Origin of the sequence: Streptomyces huasconensis (assembly GCF_021028635.1) — a bacterium.
In the GTDB taxonomy this organism is placed as follows: domain Bacteria; phylum Actinomycetota; class Actinomycetes; order Streptomycetales; family Streptomycetaceae; genus Streptomyces; species Streptomyces huasconensis.
This window is the reverse complement of the sequence record NZ_CP086119.1, coordinates 5,686,062-5,702,013: the sequence shown is the minus strand read 5'-3', so window position 1 is coordinate 5,702,013 and position 15,952 is coordinate 5,686,062. Positions and strand designations below refer to the sequence as shown.

16 protein-coding genes and 2 riboswitches are annotated in these 15,952 nt (G+C 71.5%); of the genes, 7 read left to right on the top strand and 9 right to left on the bottom strand.

The features are described 5' to 3' along the window. Positions 1-87: 87 nt before the first annotated feature. Together J2N69_RS26040 and J2N69_RS26035 are read right to left on the bottom strand one after the other, a co-directional pair. Positions 88-867 (bottom strand): enhanced serine sensitivity protein SseB, encoded by a 780-nt coding sequence (locus J2N69_RS26040; protein ID WP_230902889.1) that lies wholly within the window; start codon positions 865-867, stop codon positions 88-90. Positions 868-928: 61 nt separating this feature from the next. After that, positions 929-1,618: an AAA family ATPase gene (locus tag J2N69_RS26035; protein WP_408056916.1), complete on the bottom strand. Its 690-nt coding sequence runs from the start codon at positions 1,616-1,618 to the stop codon at positions 929-931. Positions 1,619-1,749: 131 nt separating this feature from the next. Then, positions 1,750-1,853: riboswitch (glycine riboswitch) on the top strand. After that, positions 1,854-1,969: riboswitch (glycine riboswitch) on the top strand. 35 nt (positions 1,970-2,004) lie between these two features. Here J2N69_RS26035 and gcvT point away from each other — a divergent pair. The 5 genes from gcvT to J2N69_RS26010 all read left to right on the top strand — a co-directional run bounded on the left by gcvT (position 2,005) and on the right by J2N69_RS26010 (position 6,853). After that, positions 2,005-3,189 carry a glycine cleavage system aminomethyltransferase GcvT gene (gene gcvT / locus J2N69_RS26030; protein ID WP_269075633.1) on the top strand — a complete coding sequence of 395 codons (1,185 nt, stop codon included), beginning with the start codon at positions 2,005-2,007 and terminating at the stop codon, positions 3,187-3,189. A gap of 97 nt (positions 3,190-3,286) precedes the next feature. Beyond that, positions 3,287-3,664, top strand: coding sequence for a glycine cleavage system protein GcvH (gcvH, locus tag J2N69_RS26025; protein ID WP_127909572.1), 378 nt, complete (start codon positions 3,287-3,289; stop codon positions 3,662-3,664). Positions 3,665-3,674: 10 nt separating this feature from the next. Next, a complete protein-coding gene (glyA, locus tag J2N69_RS26020) occupies positions 3,675-4,937 on the top strand; it encodes a serine hydroxymethyltransferase (RefSeq protein WP_230902888.1) in 1,263 nt (420 codons plus the stop codon). 153 nt (positions 4,938-5,090) lie between these two features. Beyond that, positions 5,091-6,491 (top strand): L-serine ammonia-lyase, encoded by a 1,401-nt coding sequence (locus J2N69_RS26015; RefSeq protein WP_230902887.1) that lies wholly within the window; start codon positions 5,091-5,093, stop codon positions 6,489-6,491. A gap of 149 nt (positions 6,492-6,640) precedes the next feature. Further along, a complete protein-coding gene (locus tag J2N69_RS26010) occupies positions 6,641-6,853 on the top strand; it encodes an EF-hand domain-containing protein (RefSeq protein WP_127909582.1) in 213 nt (70 codons plus the stop codon). 62 nt (positions 6,854-6,915) lie between these two features. Here the strand turns inward: J2N69_RS26010 and J2N69_RS26005 are convergent, their stop codons facing one another. Beyond that, complete coding sequence (locus J2N69_RS26005) at positions 6,916-7,740, bottom strand: ABC transporter ATP-binding protein (RefSeq protein ID WP_230902886.1); 825 nt, start codon at positions 7,738-7,740, stop codon at positions 6,916-6,918. Next, a complete protein-coding gene (gene leuA, locus J2N69_RS26000; protein WP_230904873.1) occupies positions 7,737-9,458 on the bottom strand; it encodes a 2-isopropylmalate synthase in 1,722 nt (573 codons plus the stop codon). Before leuA ends, J2N69_RS26005 begins: the two co-directional genes overlap by 4 nt. A 338-nt stretch (positions 9,459-9,796) precedes the next feature. Here leuA and J2N69_RS25995 point away from each other — a divergent pair, with 338 nt between their 5' ends. Next, the gene (locus J2N69_RS25995) at positions 9,797-10,492 is read left to right on the top strand and encodes a FadR/GntR family transcriptional regulator (protein ID WP_230902885.1); all 696 of its coding nucleotides are present in this window, start codon (positions 9,797-9,799) and stop codon (positions 10,490-10,492) included. Between the two features lie 118 nt (positions 10,493-10,610). Then, positions 10,611-11,270, top strand: coding sequence for an NADPH-dependent F420 reductase (locus J2N69_RS25990; RefSeq protein ID WP_230902884.1), 660 nt, complete (start codon positions 10,611-10,613; stop codon positions 11,268-11,270). A gap of 22 nt (positions 11,271-11,292) precedes the next feature. On the opposite strand, the gene J2N69_RS25985 is transcribed toward J2N69_RS25990, so the two are convergent. The 5 genes from J2N69_RS25985 to J2N69_RS25965 all read right to left on the bottom strand — a co-directional run bounded on the left by J2N69_RS25985 (position 11,293) and on the right by J2N69_RS25965 (position 15,897). Further along, positions 11,293-11,844: a glycoside hydrolase family 25 protein gene (locus tag J2N69_RS25985; protein ID WP_230902883.1), complete on the bottom strand. Its 552-nt coding sequence runs from the start codon at positions 11,842-11,844 to the stop codon at positions 11,293-11,295. Between the two features lie 124 nt (positions 11,845-11,968). Then, positions 11,969-13,156 carry a YncE family protein gene (locus J2N69_RS25980; protein WP_230902882.1) on the bottom strand — a complete coding sequence of 396 codons (1,188 nt, stop codon included), beginning with the start codon at positions 13,154-13,156 and terminating at the stop codon, positions 11,969-11,971. Beyond that, positions 13,156-13,959, bottom strand: a complete 804-nt coding sequence (locus tag J2N69_RS25975) for a polysaccharide deacetylase family protein (protein WP_230902881.1) — start codon at positions 13,957-13,959, stop codon at positions 13,156-13,158. Before J2N69_RS25975 ends, J2N69_RS25980 begins: the two co-directional genes overlap by 1 nt. A gap of 392 nt (positions 13,960-14,351) precedes the next feature. Beyond that, positions 14,352-14,855, bottom strand: coding sequence for an ATP-binding protein (locus J2N69_RS25970; protein ID WP_230902880.1), 504 nt, complete (start codon positions 14,853-14,855; stop codon positions 14,352-14,354). Between the two features lie 274 nt (positions 14,856-15,129). Further along, positions 15,130-15,897, bottom strand: coding sequence for an enoyl-CoA hydratase/isomerase family protein (locus J2N69_RS25965; RefSeq protein WP_230902879.1), 768 nt, complete (start codon positions 15,895-15,897; stop codon positions 15,130-15,132). Between the last annotated feature and the right edge of the window lie 55 nt (positions 15,898-15,952).

Below are 15,952 nucleotides of genomic sequence, written 5' to 3'. Positions count from 1 at the left end.
GCGTCGATCCCGGCCCGGACTTGACGTATGTCACGTCGATCCGCGCGGACGCGCCGCCTCCGCCGCCGGGGGCAGGGGGGCGGCTCCTCAGGCTCCGCGCAGGTAGAACGGCCGCACCTTCGCCCGCAGCCATTCGCCCACCGGGTCCTGGGCCACGTCCAGCAGGACCAGGTTGACCGGCCAGGGCACCGGGGTGTGGGTGAGGGCGCGGGAGAGGGCCTGCATGGGGAGGTCGCGGGCGTCGCCCTCCCAGGTGGTCAGTTCGACGCCGACGAAGAGCGTCGGGTCGTCCGTCTCGATGGCGGCCAGGCAGCGGCGCGCGGTGAGCACGACGCCCGCCGCCTCGAACTCCCGGCCCGCGGCGGCCAGGAAGTCCACCGGGTCCTCCTGCCAGTCCGGCTCGAAGAGGCGGACCCGGCCGCCGGTGGCCGGCCCGTCCAGCGGGGTGCGGCCGGCCCGGCACAGTTCGGCCACGGCGGGCGGCGGCAGCGGGACGCCGACGGTGCCGTCGGGGTTCAGCGCGATGCCCAGCTGCGGCGGGAGGCCGCGGGCGAACTCGACGGCGGGCGCCACCGTGCACCCCATGCGGTCCGCCGCGTCGCCGAGGGCCTGGCGGAACTGCTGCTCGGAGGTGAAGACGGGGACGTACGCCTGTCCGTCGATCTCCAGGGTGGGCAGGTCGAGGGTGCCGCTGTCGGGGCCGCCGCCGTTGGGCAGCGGGACCCAGACGCGGCTGCGGCCCAGCACCTCGACGATGCGGGCACCCGCCGAGGAGGGGGCGCCGAGGGAGGCCGCGAGGACCTCCTCCAGTTCGTTGCCCGGCCATCCCATGTACGGATGGGCGTGTGCCTGCGCCGGAAAGTCCATCTGTCCCAACCCCTGCTCGCGACCGCTCTGCCTGCGGCTCGCACCCTAACGCCGCCGGTCCTCAGCGGTCGAAGGCGATCCCCCGCAGGACCTGCGCCGCCGCGCGGTCCAGCAGCACCGCGGAGCCGCAGCCGCGCGGCAGGTCGCCCCGCTCGGCGGCGGCCACGAGCCGCGCGATCATTCCGCGGTGCCGGGCGAAGGCGTACCGCGAGACGCCGCGGCCGCGCTCGCGCTGGCCCTGGAGCGCGGTGTCCGCCGGGACGTCGAGGAGGAGCAGGTGCAGCGTCCTGCCGCGCCGCGCGGCCTCCCGGGCGAGCCAGCGGCGCACCCACGCCTGGGTGCCGCAGTCGTGCACGACGACGCTCGTCCCCGACCGCAGGGCGCGGCGCAGGCCCGCGTAGTGCGCGAGGCGGACCACGGGGCGGTAGACCGCGTACGGCAGCCATCCCGGCATGCGGGCCGCCCAGCGGTCGCGGGTGTCCTGGGAGTCGATGCGGGGGCCGCTGACGGCCTGCCGCATGAGCGTCGACTTTCCGCCGCCGGGCAGGCCGGAGACGACGACCAGGTCGCCTTCGGCGAAGGTGAGGCGGTGCGGGCTGTGCCCGGCGCGCCGGCGCAGGTCACGGACGACGGCCACGGGGAGTCGGCCGCAGTCCTCCCGGAGCGGGGCGGCGGCCTGCTTCGGCAGCGCCACCCCCGTGGTAGTGGCGTAGACACTCGTCCTGCTGCGCACCGTGATCGGCCTCCCCATAGCTGTCACGTACTGCTTTCCCCGGCAAGTGTAAAGAGAAGGTAATGCGGCACAAGAGGATTACGCGACCACAGGTCCCCTCGGCCGGGGCCGCGTGCAATGATGTGCGCGCCAACTCCATACCGGCCGTTTGAATCCGCGCGGGAGAGTTCCCGGACCAGCACGTATGGGTCCGGGGCGCCGAAGGAGCAAGTCCCTCCCTTGAATCTCTCAGGCCCCGTACCGCGCGGGCGAGGCACATCTGAAAAGCGGGCCGGCAGCCGTCGGCCCCACCCAAGGTGCAAGCCGCGTGTCCCGCATGCCGGGACGCTCGCGGCGAACCTCTCAGGTTCCGATGACAGATGGGGAGGATCGACCTCGCCCGTCATGCCCTGGGAGTTTTCTTCATGAGCACTGCCCCCCGTCTGACCTCCCACCCGTCTCCCACCACCACCCCAAGCGAAGGCGCTGCGCGCCACAGCCCTCTTCAAGCCGTGCATCGTGCGCTCGGCGCGACCATGACCGACTTCGCGGGCTGGGACATGCCGCTGCGGTACGGCAGTGAGCGCGACGAGCACAACGCCGTGCGCACCAAGGCCGGCCTCTTCGACCTCTCCCACATGGGCGAGATCACCGTCACCGGCCCCGAGGCCGTCGACTTCCTGAACTTCTCGCTGGTCGGCAACATCGGCTCCATCGGGGTCGGCCGCGCCCGCTACACGATGATCGTCGCCGAGGACGGCGGCATCCTGGACGACCTGATCGTCTACCGGCTCGGGGAGGCCGAGGCCCCCGAGTACATGGTCGTCGCCAACGCCTCCAACGCGCAGGTCGTCCTGGACACCCTCACCGCCCGCGCCGAGGGCTTCGACGCCGAGGTCCGCGACGACCGCGACGCCTACGCGCTGCTCGCCGTCCAGGGCCCCGAGTCCCCCGGCATCCTGAAGTCCCTCACGGACGCCGATCTGGACAACCTGAAGTACTACGCGGGTCTGCCCGGCACCGTCGCGGGCGTCCCCGCGCTGATCGCCCGGACGGGCTACACCGGCGAGGACGGCTTCGAGCTGTTCGTCTCCCCCGGCGACGCCGAGAAGCTGTGGAACGCGCTGATGGAGGCCGGCACCCCCGTCGGCATGGTCCCGGCCGGCCTCTCCTGCCGCGACACGCTGCGCCTGGAGGCGGGCATGCCGCTGTACGGGCACGAGCTGACCGCCGAGCTGACACCGTTCGACGCCGGGCTCGGCCGGGTCGTGAAGTTCGAGAAGACGTCGCGGGCGGACTCCTTCGTGGGGCGCGAGGCGCTCGCGGCCGCCGCCGAGCGCGCCGAGTCCGCCCCGCCGCGCAAGCTCGTCGGCCTGATCGCCGAGGGCCGCCGCGTCCCGCGCGCGGGCTTCTCCGTGGTCGCCGACGGCAAGGTCATCGGCGAGGTCACCTCCGGCGCCCCCTCCCCGACGCTGGGCAAGCCGATCGCGATGGCGTACGTCGACGCGGAGCACGCCGCCCCGGGCACGCCGGGTGTGGGCGTGGACATCCGTGGTACGCACGAGCCGTACGAGGTCGTGGCGCTGCCCTTCTACAAGCGCCAGAAGTGACACCCCCGGCGGCGCTCGTCTCCCGCACGGCGGACGTGATCCCCCGCACATCTTTCCCGTTCCGCAGCACCCACCCGCGTACAGGAGAATTCAGGTCATGAGCAACCCCCAGCAGCTGCGTTACAGCAAGGAGCACGAGTGGCTGTCGGACGCCCAGGAGGGCGTCTCGACGGTCGGCATCACGGAGCACGCGGCCAACGCGCTCGGTGACGTCGTCTTCGTGCAGCTTCCGGAGGTCGGCGACACGGTGACCGCGGGCGAGACCTGCGGCGAGCTGGAGTCGACCAAGTCCGTCAGCGATCTGTACTCCCCGGTGACCGGCGAGGTCGTCGAGGCCAACCAGGACGTCGTGGACGACCCGTCGCTGGTGAACTCCGCGCCGTTCGAGGGCGGTTGGCTCTTCAAGGTCCGGACCACGGAGGAGCCGAAGGACCTGCTCTCCGCGGACGAGTACACCGAGTTCTCCGGCAGCTAAGGATCTCCCGATGTCGCTTCTGAACACCCCTCTGCACGAGCTGGACCCGGAGGTCGCCGCCGCCGTCGACGCCGAGCTCCACCGTCAGCAGTCCACCCTGGAAATGATCGCCTCGGAGAACTTCGCTCCGGTCGCCGTCATGGAGGCCCAGGGCACGGTCCTCACCAACAAGTACGCGGAGGGCTACCCCGGCCGCCGCTACTACGGCGGCTGCGAGCACGTCGACGTCGCCGAGCAGATCGCCATCGACCGGATCAAGGAGCTGTTCGGCGCCGAGTACGCCAACGTCCAGCCGCACTCCGGCGCCTCCGCCAACCAGGCCGCCCTCTTCGCGATCGCCCAGCCCGGCGACACGATCCTCGGCCTGGACCTGGCGCACGGCGGTCACCTCACCCACGGCATGCGCCTGAACTTCTCCGGCAAGCAGTTCAACGTGGTCCCCTACCACGTGGACGACGCCGGCCTGGTCGACATGGCCGAGGTCGAGCGCCTGGCGAAGGAGAACAGCCCGAAGGTGATCATCGCGGGCTGGTCCGCCTACCCGCGCCACCTGGACTTCGCCGAGTTCCGCCGCATCGCCGACGAGGTCGGCGCGTACCTGTGGGTCGACATGGCGCACTTCGCCGGTCTGGTCGCCGCCGGTCTGCACCCGAACCCGGTGCCGTACGCGGACGTGGTGACCTCCACCACGCACAAGACTCTGGGCGGCCCGCGCGGCGGTGTCATCCTGGCCCGCAGCAAGGAGTTCGCGAAGAAGCTGAACTCCGCGGTCTTCCCCGGCTTCCAGGGCGGCCCGCTGGAGCACGTGATCGCGGCCAAGGCCGTCTCCTTCAAGGTCGCGGCGAGCGAGGAGTTCAAGGAGCGCCAGCAGCGCACCCTGGACGGCGCCCGCATCCTGGCCGAGCGCCTCGTCCAGAACGACGCGAAGGCCGTCGGCGTCGACGTCCTGTCCGGCGGCACGGACGTGCACCTGGTCCTGGTGGACCTGCGCAACTCCGAGCTGGACGGGCAGCAGGCCGAGGACCGCCTCCACGAGGTCGGCATCACGGTCAACCGCAACGCGATCCCGAACGACCCGCGCCCCCCGATGGTCACCTCGGGCCTGCGGATCGGCACCCCGGCGCTCGCCACGCGCGGCTTCCAGGCGGAGGACTTCCGCGAGGTCGCCGACGTCATCGCCGAGGCCCTCAAGCCGGGCTTCGACGCGGACGCCCTCAAGGCCCGCGTGACGGCCCTGGCCGACAAGCACCCGTTGTACCCCGGCCTGAAGTAGTTTCGTACGCTTTTTCGTACACTTCAGGCCGGAGCAGTTTCGTACGCTTTTGTTCGTACGTACGAAAGGTCGGGGCACCCCGCACACTGGACAGTGAGCAGGGTGCCCCGCACCACGTCCGCCTCTTGATCTTTTCGTCTTTGGAGTCTCCCCGTGGCCATCTCGGTCTTCGACCTGTTCTCGATCGGCATCGGCCCGTCCAGCTCCCACACGGTCGGTCCGATGCGCGCGGCCCGCATGTTCGCGAGCCGCCTCAAGAACGAGGGCCTCATGGCCCACACCACCGCCATACGGGCCGAGCTGTTCGGCTCGCTCGGCGCCACCGGCCACGGCCACGGCACCCCGAAGGCCGTGCTGCTCGGCCTGGAGGGCGAGTCGCCGCGCACGGTGAACGTGGAGAGTGCCGACGCCCGGGTCGAGGCGATCAAGAGCAGCGGCCGCCTCAGCCTCCTCGGCATGCACGAGATCGGCTTCGACTTCGACGCGGACCTGATCCTGCACCGCCGCAAGGCCCTGCCGTACCACGCCAACGGCATGACGATCTTCGCGTACGACCATGAGGGCGCCCTCCTCCTGGAGAAGACGTACTACTCGGTGGGCGGCGGCTTCGTCGTCGACGAGACCGTGCTGGAGCAGGAGGGCGCGGAGGGCGAGAACCCGATCGTGCCCGACGACACCGTGCTGAAGTACCCCTTCCGCACCGGTGACGAGCTGCTGCGCCTCGCCCAGGAGACCGGCCTGTCCATCTCCGCGCTGATGCTGGAGAACGAGAAGGCCTGGCGCACGGAGGAGGAGATCCGTGAGGGCCTCCTCGACATCTGGCGCGTCATGCAGGCCTGCGTCGCGCGCGGCATGTCCCGCGAGGGCATCCTGCCGGGCGGCCTCAAGGTCCGCCGCCGCGCCGCGAACTCGGCCCGCCAGCTGCGCGCCGAGGGCGACCCGCAGGCCCGCGCCATGGAGTGGATCACCCTCTACGCCATGGCCGTGAACGAGGAGAACGCCGCGGGCGGCCGCGTCGTGACCGCCCCGACCAACGGCGCCGCGGGCATCATCCCGGCCGTCCTGCACTACTACATGAACTTCGTGCCCGGCGGCGCCTCCCAGGAGGAGAAGGACGACGCCGTGGTCCGCTTCCTGCTCGCCGCGGGCGCCATCGGCATGCTCTTCAAGGAGAACGCCTCGATCTCCGGCGCCGAGGTCGGCTGCCAGGGCGAGGTCGGCTCCGCCTGCTCGATGGCGGCGGGCGCGCTCGCCGAGGTCCTCGGCGGCTCCCCGGAGCAGGTCGAGAACGCCGCGGAGATCGGCATGGAGCACAACCTCGGCCTGACCTGCGACCCGGTCGGCGGCCTCGTCCAGATCCCGTGCATCGAGCGCAACGGCATGGCGGCCGTGAAGGCCGTGACCGCCGCGAAGATGGCGATGCGGGGCGACGGCTCCCACAAGGTCTCCCTCGACAAGGTCATCAAGACCATGAAGGAGACGGGCGCCGACATGAGCGTCAAGTACAAGGAGACGGCGCGGGGCGGCCTCGCGGTGAACATCATCGAGTGCTGAGGGCGCCGGCGCCGTGAGCCGCGGCGGATCACTCCGCCTGCGGCAGAGGCCATGGCCATGGCCATGGGTGTACTCCTTGTGATCCCAGCGGGGGGCGGCGGATACCCTGACCCCCGTCAGTAGTGCACCAAGAAGGGGTGGATGATCCGGTGGCGGACATCGAGGAAGCGCGCAAGACGTTCGACCAGTTCGACGCGGACGGCGACGGCTTCATCACGGCGGCCGAGTGGAAGAGCGCCATGGCCAAGATGGGCGACTTCTACATGACGGAGACGGTGGCCGAGGCCGTCATCGGCACGAAGGACAGCGACGCGGACAAGCGGCTGTCGTTCGACGAGTTCTGGGCGAGCCTGAACAAGTAGTCGTTCACGGGTGGCGGAGGGACCCGGCGCGTGGATCGCGCCGGGCCCCTCCGTTCTGCCGCTCAGCGGTGCGTACGCACGCTCCAGCGCCCCTCCGTGCGCTCCAGGCGCACGGGGTGGTCGAAGCACTTGCTGATCCAGTCGCCGGTGAGTACGTCGTCCACGGCGCCGGAGGCGAGCGTGGCGCCGTCGCGCAGGAGCAGGGCGTGGGTGGTGCCGGCGGGCAGTTCCTCCAGGTGGTGCGTGACCAGGACCGTGGCCAGCTCCGGGTGGGTCGCGCGCAGGGCGTCCAGGCTGTCGAGCAGGCGTTCGCGTCCGGCGAGGTCCAGGCCGGTGGCGGGTTCGTCGAGCAGGACGAGGCGCGGGCTCGGCATCAGGGAACGCGCGATCAGGGTGCGGCCGCGTTCGCCCTGGGAGAGCGTCGGCCAGCGCGCGTCGGCGCGGTGCGCGAGGCCGAGCAGGGCGATCAGCCGGCCGGCCCGCTCCTCCTGCTCGGGCGTCGGGCGCCAACGGGGCACCGGTTCGACGCTGTTGGTCACCCCGGTGAGGACGACGTCACGGACCGGCAGCGGGGAGCGCAGCGGATGGCGCGGGTTCACATGACCGACGTACGCCCGCAGGTCGCGCAGGTCGACGCTGCCCAGGCGGCGGCCGAGCACCTCGACCGTGCCGCGCGTGGGGTGGGCGACGGCGCCGCAGAGGCCGAGCAGGGTCGACTTGCCCGCGCCGTTGGGGCCGAGCAGCGCCCAGTGCTCTCCGGGGCGGACGGTGAGGGTGACGTCGTCGAGGATGGTGCGGCCGTCGCGGACGACGGTGACGGCGTCGGCGTGCAGGACGGGCGGGCCCGCCTCCGCGGCCCCGGCGGCCGGCGGGGTCCGGCGGGTCATCCTGCCGCCCCCGCCCGGTTCACGGCGGCGAGGACGGCCTGTACGGACGCGGTCAGCACGGAGGTGTCCAGGCCCGCGCCCCAGCGGACGACGTCGCCGACCCGGCACCGCGCGTACGCGGCGGCCTCGCTGCCGCCGCCCTCCCCCACCGCGTGCTCGGCGTAGTCGAGGATGTCGACGCCGATCCCCGCGGCGGCGAGCGCGTCGGCGAAGGCGGAGAGCGGGCCGTTGCCCGCCCCCTCGAAGTCACCGGTCCGCTCCCCCACGCGCAGGGTGCAGACGAAGCGGTGCGCGCCGTCCGGGGCGCGGTCGGTGGTCCAGGCGCAGAGGGCGACCTCGCCGTCCTGCCCGGGCGCGACGTACGTCGCGCGGAACAGCTCGTACAACTCCTTCGCCGTCGCCTCCTGACCGCTGTCGTCGGTGGCCTCCTGCACCACGCGCGAGAAGTCCGGGCGCATGCCCTGCGGCAGGTCGAGGCCGTGCCGGGTCCGGAGCAGGTACGCCATGCCGCCCTTGCCCGACTGGGAGTTGACGCGGATGACCGCCTCGTAGGTGCGGCCGATGTCGGCGGGGTCGACGGGCAGATACGGGACGTCCCACGGCGCCTCGCGCTCCGGCACCCCCAGCTCCGCCGCGCGCCGGGCGTGCTGGGCGAAGCCCTTGCCGATGGCGTCCTGGTGGGTGCCGGAGAACGCGGTGTGGACGAGGTCACCGGCGTAGGGGTGGCGGGGGTGCACGGGCAGGCGGTTGCAGTGCTCGACGACCTCGCGCACGGAGTCGATGTCGGAGAAGTCGATCATCGGGTCGACGCCCTGGGCGTAGAGGTTGAGGGCGAGGGTGACCAGGTCGACGTTGCCGGTGCGCTCGCCGTTGCCGAAGAGGCAGCCCTCGACGCGCTGGGCCCCGGCGAGGACGGCGAGTTCGGCGCAGGCGACGCCGGTGCCGCGGTCGTTGTGCGGGTGGACGGAGAGGATGACGGAGTCGCGCCGGGCGAGATTGCGGTGCATGTACTCGATCTGGTCCGCGTACACGTTCGGGGTGGCGATCTCGACGGTCGCCGGCAGGTTGTGCGTCACGGGCCGGTCGGGGCTCGCGTCCCACAGTTCGGTCAGGCCGTCGCAGACTTCGAGGACGAAGTCGGGCTCGGTGAGGTTGAAGGTCTCCGGCGCGAACTGGAAGCGGATGTCGGCGCCCGGCCGTGCGTCGGCGAGCCGCGCCATGTGGGCCGCGGCCTCCTTCACGACCTCGTACACCTCGGCGCGCGACCGCCCGAGGACCACGTCACGCCAGACGGGCGAGGTGGGGATGTAGAGGTGGACGACGGCGCGCGGCAGCCCCTCGATCGACTCGAAGGTACGGTCGATCAGCTCGGGCTTGGCGGGTGTGAAGACGACGACGGTCACGTCGTCGGGCAGGGCGCCGCCACCGCTTCCGCCAGCGTGCCGTGCGAGGTGGCGGACGAAGTCGAAGTCGGTCCTGCTGGCCGACGGATAGCCGACCTCGATCTCCTTGAACCCCATCGAGACGAGCAGATCGAAGAACCGCCGCTTGCGGCCTGTGTCCATCGGCTCGGCGAGCGCCTGGTTGCCGTCGCGCAGATCGACGGGCACCCACAGGGGCGCGCGCTCGATGCGCGCCTCCGGCCAACTCCGCCGCTGATCGGCGGGTACGGGGACGTGCACCCGCTCCTGGTAGGGGCGGTAGCGGTGGTACGGCATGGGGCCGGGGCGCTGCGGGTTCCAGTCGTAGGTGGGCGCGGTGGTGGGCGGTGTGGGCGCGGGAGGCCGGATCACGGGAGGTCTGCTCCTGGCTGGGCTCGGTCGGGTTGACCGGCAGCACGGCACCCCGCGGCGGGGTGCCGGTCGCTTCAGGCCCCGCCGCGGCAGCCGAGAAGGAGGTGACCGCGGAAGATCATGGCGCTAGAGTAGCGACACCTCAGGTCCTCAGACAAGTACTCGTCGGACAAGTACTCGTCGGACAAGTACTCGTCGGACAACTACTCCTCCGACAACCACTCCCCCCTCCCTCAACTCCTCCCGCCGGAAAAGGTCCCTCCATGCCCCTCGACTCCGTACGCCCCAGCCCCCTCGTCGAGCAGGCCGCCGCCCGGCTGCGCGAGCAGATCACCGGCGGCCACTGGCCCGTCGGCACGAAGCTGCCGGGTGAGACGACGCTCGCCAAGGAGCTCGGCGTGGGCCGCTCCACCCTGCGGGAGGCCCTGCGCGCGCTCGCCGGGGCCGGGCTGGTGCGGGCGCGGCAGGGCGCCGGCGTCTTCGTCGTCGCCACGGAACCCGTCGCGGACTGGCCGGCCCGGCTGCGGCGGGCGGCGGTCACCGACGTGTACGAGGTGCGGATGCTGGTGGAGGTGCAGGCGGCCCGGCTCGCGGCGCTGCGGCGCACCGACGAGGACATCACGGCGATGCGGGCCGCGCTGGACGGTCGCAGGGCCGCGGCGGCCGGGGGCGACGCGGCGTTCGTCGACGCCGACATCGCCCTGCACGCGGCGGTCGTGGCGGCGGCGCGCAACCCCGTGCTGACCGACCTGTTCGCGGAGTTCATGCCCGCGCTGCGGCAAGGCCTCATCGACCTGCTCGAACTCATCGACGTACGCCGCGAGGAGGCGGACCACGGCGACGCCGCGCACGCGGACCTGGTGCGTGCCGTGGAGTCGATGGACGCGGAAGGGGCGGCGCGGGTGGCGCAGGCCGAACTGCAGGCGACGTTGCGGCTGCTGCTCGCGCAGGAGGACTGAGCGGCGCGCGCGGGGGCCGAGCGGCGCGCTGTTCCGGATGCCGTGCCGCCGCCACGGAATAGCCCGCCGAATCCGGAGGTTACCTCCGTTACCACAGCGGTCCACCGGAGGAGCAGTCATGAAGATCGGCATCATCGGCGCGGGCAACATCGGCGGCAACCTCACCCGTCGCCTCACCGCCCTCGGCCACGACGTCTCCGTCGCCAACTCGCGCGGCCCGCACACTCTGACCGCCCTCGCCGAGGAGACCGGCGCGACGCCCGTCCGCGTCGAGGAGGCCGCGCGCGGCGCGCAGGTCGTCGTCGTGACGATCCCGCTCAAGGCCGTGCCCGCGCTGCCGGCCGGCTTCCTCGACGGCGCGGCGGAGAACGTCGCCGTCATCGACACCGGCAACTACTACCCGCAGCAGCGCGACGGCAGGATCGCCGAGATCGAGGAGGGCCTGCCCGAGAGCCGCTGGACGGAACGGCAGATCGGCCACCCCGTCATCAAGGCCTTCAACGGCACATACGCCGATGACATCCTCGACAAGCCCCGCCCCAAGGGCGCCCCGGACCGCGTCGCCCTGCCGGTGTCCGGCGACGACGAGGCCGCCAAGAAGGTCGTACGCGAACTCCTCGACGAACTCGGCTTTGACACCGTCGACAACGGCGGCCAGGACAACTCCTGGCGCCAGCAGCCCGGAACACCCGTGTACGGCAACCGGGGCGGCGTCGAGGAGATCCGCAAGGCCCTCGAAGCGGCCTCCCCGGAACGCACGGCCGAGTGGCGCGCCTGACACCGACCCCTGACACGGCCGGCTAGGGCGCCGCCCACTCCCGCAGCGCGGCCTCGCTCTCGAAGCGGGCGACGTTCTTGTCCAGTGGCGTCGACGTGTACTGGTGGAACGTCCACTTCGCCTTGATGCGGGGCTTGCCCGCGCTCACGTAGTCGGCGATCCACAGGCCGTCGCCCGCGTAGGAGGTCGAGTCGTGGGTCAGCCAGAAGTCGCGGTTGCAATAGAGCAGCACCCGGTGAGCGGGACGGAGCCGCTTCACCTCGCGGATGAAGCGGTCCTTCTCGCCGTTGGTCGCCCGCGTGTGATCCCCCGTCCACTCCCAGTCCACCGCGAGCAAGTCCCCCGCCCTCTCGGGGGCCTTGCTCACGAAGTACTTGGCCTGGTCCGCGATGTTCCCCGGCCACAGGAAGTGGTAGTAGCCGACGACGCAGCCGCCGTCGCGGGCCAGCTTCGTCTGGGCGGAGAGTCTCGGGTTGACGTACGAACGCCCCTCCGTCGCCTTGATGATGACGAAGGCAAGGCCGTCGGTGTCGAACGTCGACTGGTAGGAACTGACATCGATGCCACGCAGCATGGGCGTCCTCCGGGAGGGGCAGTACCGTGGGGGGGTTTACGAACTGCCCATTTGGTGCCCGGTGTTGGCATCGATGAACCATCAACCGAACCTACAACCGTCAATCCGTCAACCTGTCACTCCGTCAACGGAAGATGCCGGTGTGTCCGAGTGAGTACCGGCCGGGCTGCGGGTAGACGGCCAGGCCGTGCGGGCCGCTGCCCACGGGGATGCGGGCGAGCTGGACGCCGGTGCGGGTGTCGACGGCGTACACCTCGTCGTCGTAACGGCCGGACAGCCAGAGCGTGTTGCCGTCCGCCGAGACGCCGCCCATGTCGGGGCTGCCGCCCTGCGGGAGCTTCCACTTCTTCGTGAGCCTGTTCTTCGGGAAGTCGAAGACGGAGATGGAGCCCTCGCCGCGGTTGGAGATGTACATCTCCTTGGAGTCGCGGCTGACGTACAGGCCGTGGCAGCCCTTGCCGGTGCGCAGCAGCTTCGGCTTCGTGAACTTCTTCCCGTCGAGGACCCACATGCCGTGGGCCATCATGTCGGCGACGTAGAACTTCCTGCCGTCGGGGGACATCTTCACGTCCTGCGGCATGGCGCCCTTGAGGGGAAGCTTCTGCTGGCCGACGACGCGCATCTTCTCCGTGTCGACCTTGAGGAGTTCGCCGGAGAACTCGCAGGAGACGATGAAGTAGCGGCCGTCCATGGAGAAGTCGGCGTGGTTGACGCCGGCGCAGCTGACGGGGACCGTCTTGACGCGGTTCATGGTCTTGGGGTCGCGGAAGACGAGTTCGCGGTCCATGGAGGCCATGACGACGGCGTACTTGCCGTTCGGCGTGAAGTAGAGGTTGTACGGGTCGGAGACCTCGACGGTGCGGCCGGTCTTGCCGGTCACCGGGTTGATGGCGGTGAGGGTGTCGCCGAGGTCGTTGTTGACCCAGAGGGTCTTCATGTCCCAGGAGGGGACGACGTGCTGCGGCTGGTCGCCGACCTTGATGGTCTTGACCACCTTGAACTTCTTGGGGTCGATGACGGAGATGGTGTCGGACTCGGTGTTGGGGACGTAGACGCGCGACAGGAACTTCTTCGCCACGGGTGCCAGGGCGTTCGGCCGGTCGGCGGCGTAGGCGTCCTTGGGGTCGAGGACCGGCGGCATGCCGGGCAGGCCGGGAACCGTCTTGGGCTTGGCGGGTTCGCGGGCGCCCCGGGTGCCGAGGGCTTCGTCGGCCCGTTGGTCGGTGCCGCAGCCGGCGAGGGCGGCGAGTACCGCGCCCGCGGCGAGCAGCGCGGCGGTGCGGGTGGTCAGGTCGAGTCTGGTGGGGGGCATCAGGTCAGCAGCTCCGTGGTCGTCACCGCGTGCAGGCCGCGGCGTTCCAGTTCTTGCAGGACGTCGGGGAGCGCGGCGACCGTGTCCGCGTACCCGAAGTGCAGGCTCACCACCGATCCCGCCCGGACCTCGGCGGCGATCGTGCGGGTGATGGCCGGGGCGCCCGGCGAGGTGTGGTCGAGGGAGTCGACGTCGTACGAGAGGACGTGCGGGTAGCCGGCGCGGCGGGCGAGGCGTTCGACGAGGGGGGTCGCCGTGCGGGTGCGCGAGGGGCGGAACCAGGTGCCGATGGAGCCGGTGAGGCGGCGCAGCCGGTCCGCGCAGCCGGTGATCTCGGCGTGGGCGTCGGCCTCGGACATGTGGTTGATGTCGAGGTGGCGCTGGGTGTGGTTGCCGAGGTCGTGGCCGCCGTCGAGGACGCGGCGGGCGAGGGCGGGGTGTTCGTCGAGCCAGCTGCCGACGGCGAGCACGGTGACGCGGGCGCCCGCTCGCTCCGCCTCGGTGAGCAGGGCCTTCGCGATGGCGGGGTCGCCGTGGCCGTGGAAGGTGAGCGCGACCTCGGGCCGGGTGCGGGGGCCGTGGGCGATCTGGACGGGCCGGCCGGGGAAGCGGCGGGGGGCGGGGGCGGCCGCCGGGGCCGGGCGGGGGGCTTTGGCCGTGGACGGGCCGGGAGCCGTCCCGGACGCGGGCGGGTGGTCGCGGGCGGGGGCACCGCCGGTCGCGGTGCACCCGGCGGTGAGCGCGCTCGCGGCGACTAGGCCGGCGCCCGCGCGCAGGGCTCTGCGGCGGTCGGTCTCGATCACGCGACCATTTAATGGGGTAAGCGGGGAAAAGATGCTGATTGCCCGCTTCAGTCTCCTTGCGGGTCGAGGGCCGGAGGGACGGACCCTGCTCCTGGTCGCTTGCGTATCGCCTGCCACAGGGTGCGCTTAACCAGCGTTTACCAGGCAGGTGTCCCATCTCACCAAGGATTCACCTCTAAACTGTCATGGTTTGTCCCGCTATCACCCGATAGGCAGTTTTGGATCGATGACGCCCGTCTGCCATAGTCGGGGACACGACCCCCATTGACCCGGGCCCAGGTCGTCACGGCACCGTGGAACACACCCCATACGTCCACGGCGCTTCCCGAAAGCCCCCACCGAGCCCGACCGCGGCCGCCGGGGGCTTTCGTGTACCCGCCCCCGCCCCCGTCTCAGCGGTCGCAGGCCCGCATCTCGAACCAGGTCGTCTTGCCGCGCGGCAGCAGGTCCACGCCCCACCGGTCGGAGAGCTTGTCGACGAGGAAGAGGCCGCGGCCGCTCAGGTCCAGCTCATGGACCGGCATCAGACACGGCAGGCCCCGCGAGGGGTCGCGGACCTCGATGCGAATCCAGCCGCGCCGCCTCTCCATGCGCAGCCCGAAGACGCGGGCGCCGGTGTGCCGTACGGCGTTCCCGACCAGCTCGGAGACGAGCAGGACCACGTCCTCGGTGAGCTTCGGGGAGAGCCGCCAGGTGCGCAGGACGACGACCTGGGCGAGGCGGCGCGCGATGGCGGCGGACTCCGGGCGCGACGGCAGCGGCACCTCCCCCTCCGTCGGATTGCCGAACAACTCCAGCGCTTTCAGCGCGTGTTCGTCCTCTACCGCCGGCGACCAGCGTGCCGCGGTCGCACTCGCGTGCCGCCGCGGGCGTTCGTAACCCTCCAGCCCCGCCATGCCCCCCATCATGGCCGCCCGGAAGGCCCTCCGGGGCCGTTCCGACGGAATGAGCCCCCCGGAACCAACCATTCCGGGGGGTGGCACCGGCATATGCCAAGGGCAGATCAGCGCCGAAAAAACGCTTCTGACCTGCGGATTCCTTCCGCGCTCAGACGTTTGCAGGGCAGAAGGCGCGGAGCACGCTTAAGCTTGCGTTAAGCCTGCCGTAAACCGCCCCTTCGGGGGACGGGCCCGGCTGACGGCTCCCAACTGGAGGACGGACGGCGGGAGTTCAGAGGAACTTCGCCTTGCCCGGGCCCTCCTCGACGAAGCTGCGCATGCCCCGCTCCCGGTCCTCGGTGGCGAACAGACTTGCGAACCAGGTGCGCTCGATGGCCAGCCCCGTGTCGAGGTCCGCCTCCAGGCCCGCGTCGATGGACTCCTTGGCGGCGCGCAGCGCGATGGCCGGGCCCCGCGCGAGGCGTGCGGCCCAGGCGTGCGCCTGCTCGTACACCTCGGCGGCGGGCACGACGCGGTCCACCAGGCCGATGGCGAGCGCCTCGGGGGCCTTCACCTGGCGCCCGGTGAAGATGAGGTCCTTGGCCTTGGCCGGGCCGACCAGGCGGGCCAGGCGCTGGGTGCCGCCCGCGCCGGGGATGAGGCCGAGCAGGATCTCGGGCTGGCCGAGCTTGGCGTTCTCCGCGGCGATGCGGAAGTCCGCGCAGAGCGCCAGCTCGCAGCCGCCGCCGAGGGCGTAGCCGTTGACGGCGGCGACGACGGGCTTGGGGATGCGGGCCACGGCGGTGAAGGACTCCTGGAGGGCCCCGGAGCGCGCGATCATGGCCGCGTGGTCCATGGCCTGCATCTCCTTGATGTCCGCTCCGGCCGCGAACACCTTCTCGCCGCCGTGGAGGACGACGGCGCGCACGTCGTCGCGGCGCGTGGCCTCGGCGGCGAGTTCCTTGAGGCGGTCCTGGGTGGCGATGTCCAGGGCGTTCATCGGGGGGCGGTCGAGGCGGATCGTGCCGACGCCTTCGGCGACTTCGAGGGTTGCAGTCATGCGCAGCAGGTTAACGGGGGCTAACGCGGAAGAGGAGAGGGGCCCGGCACACTGG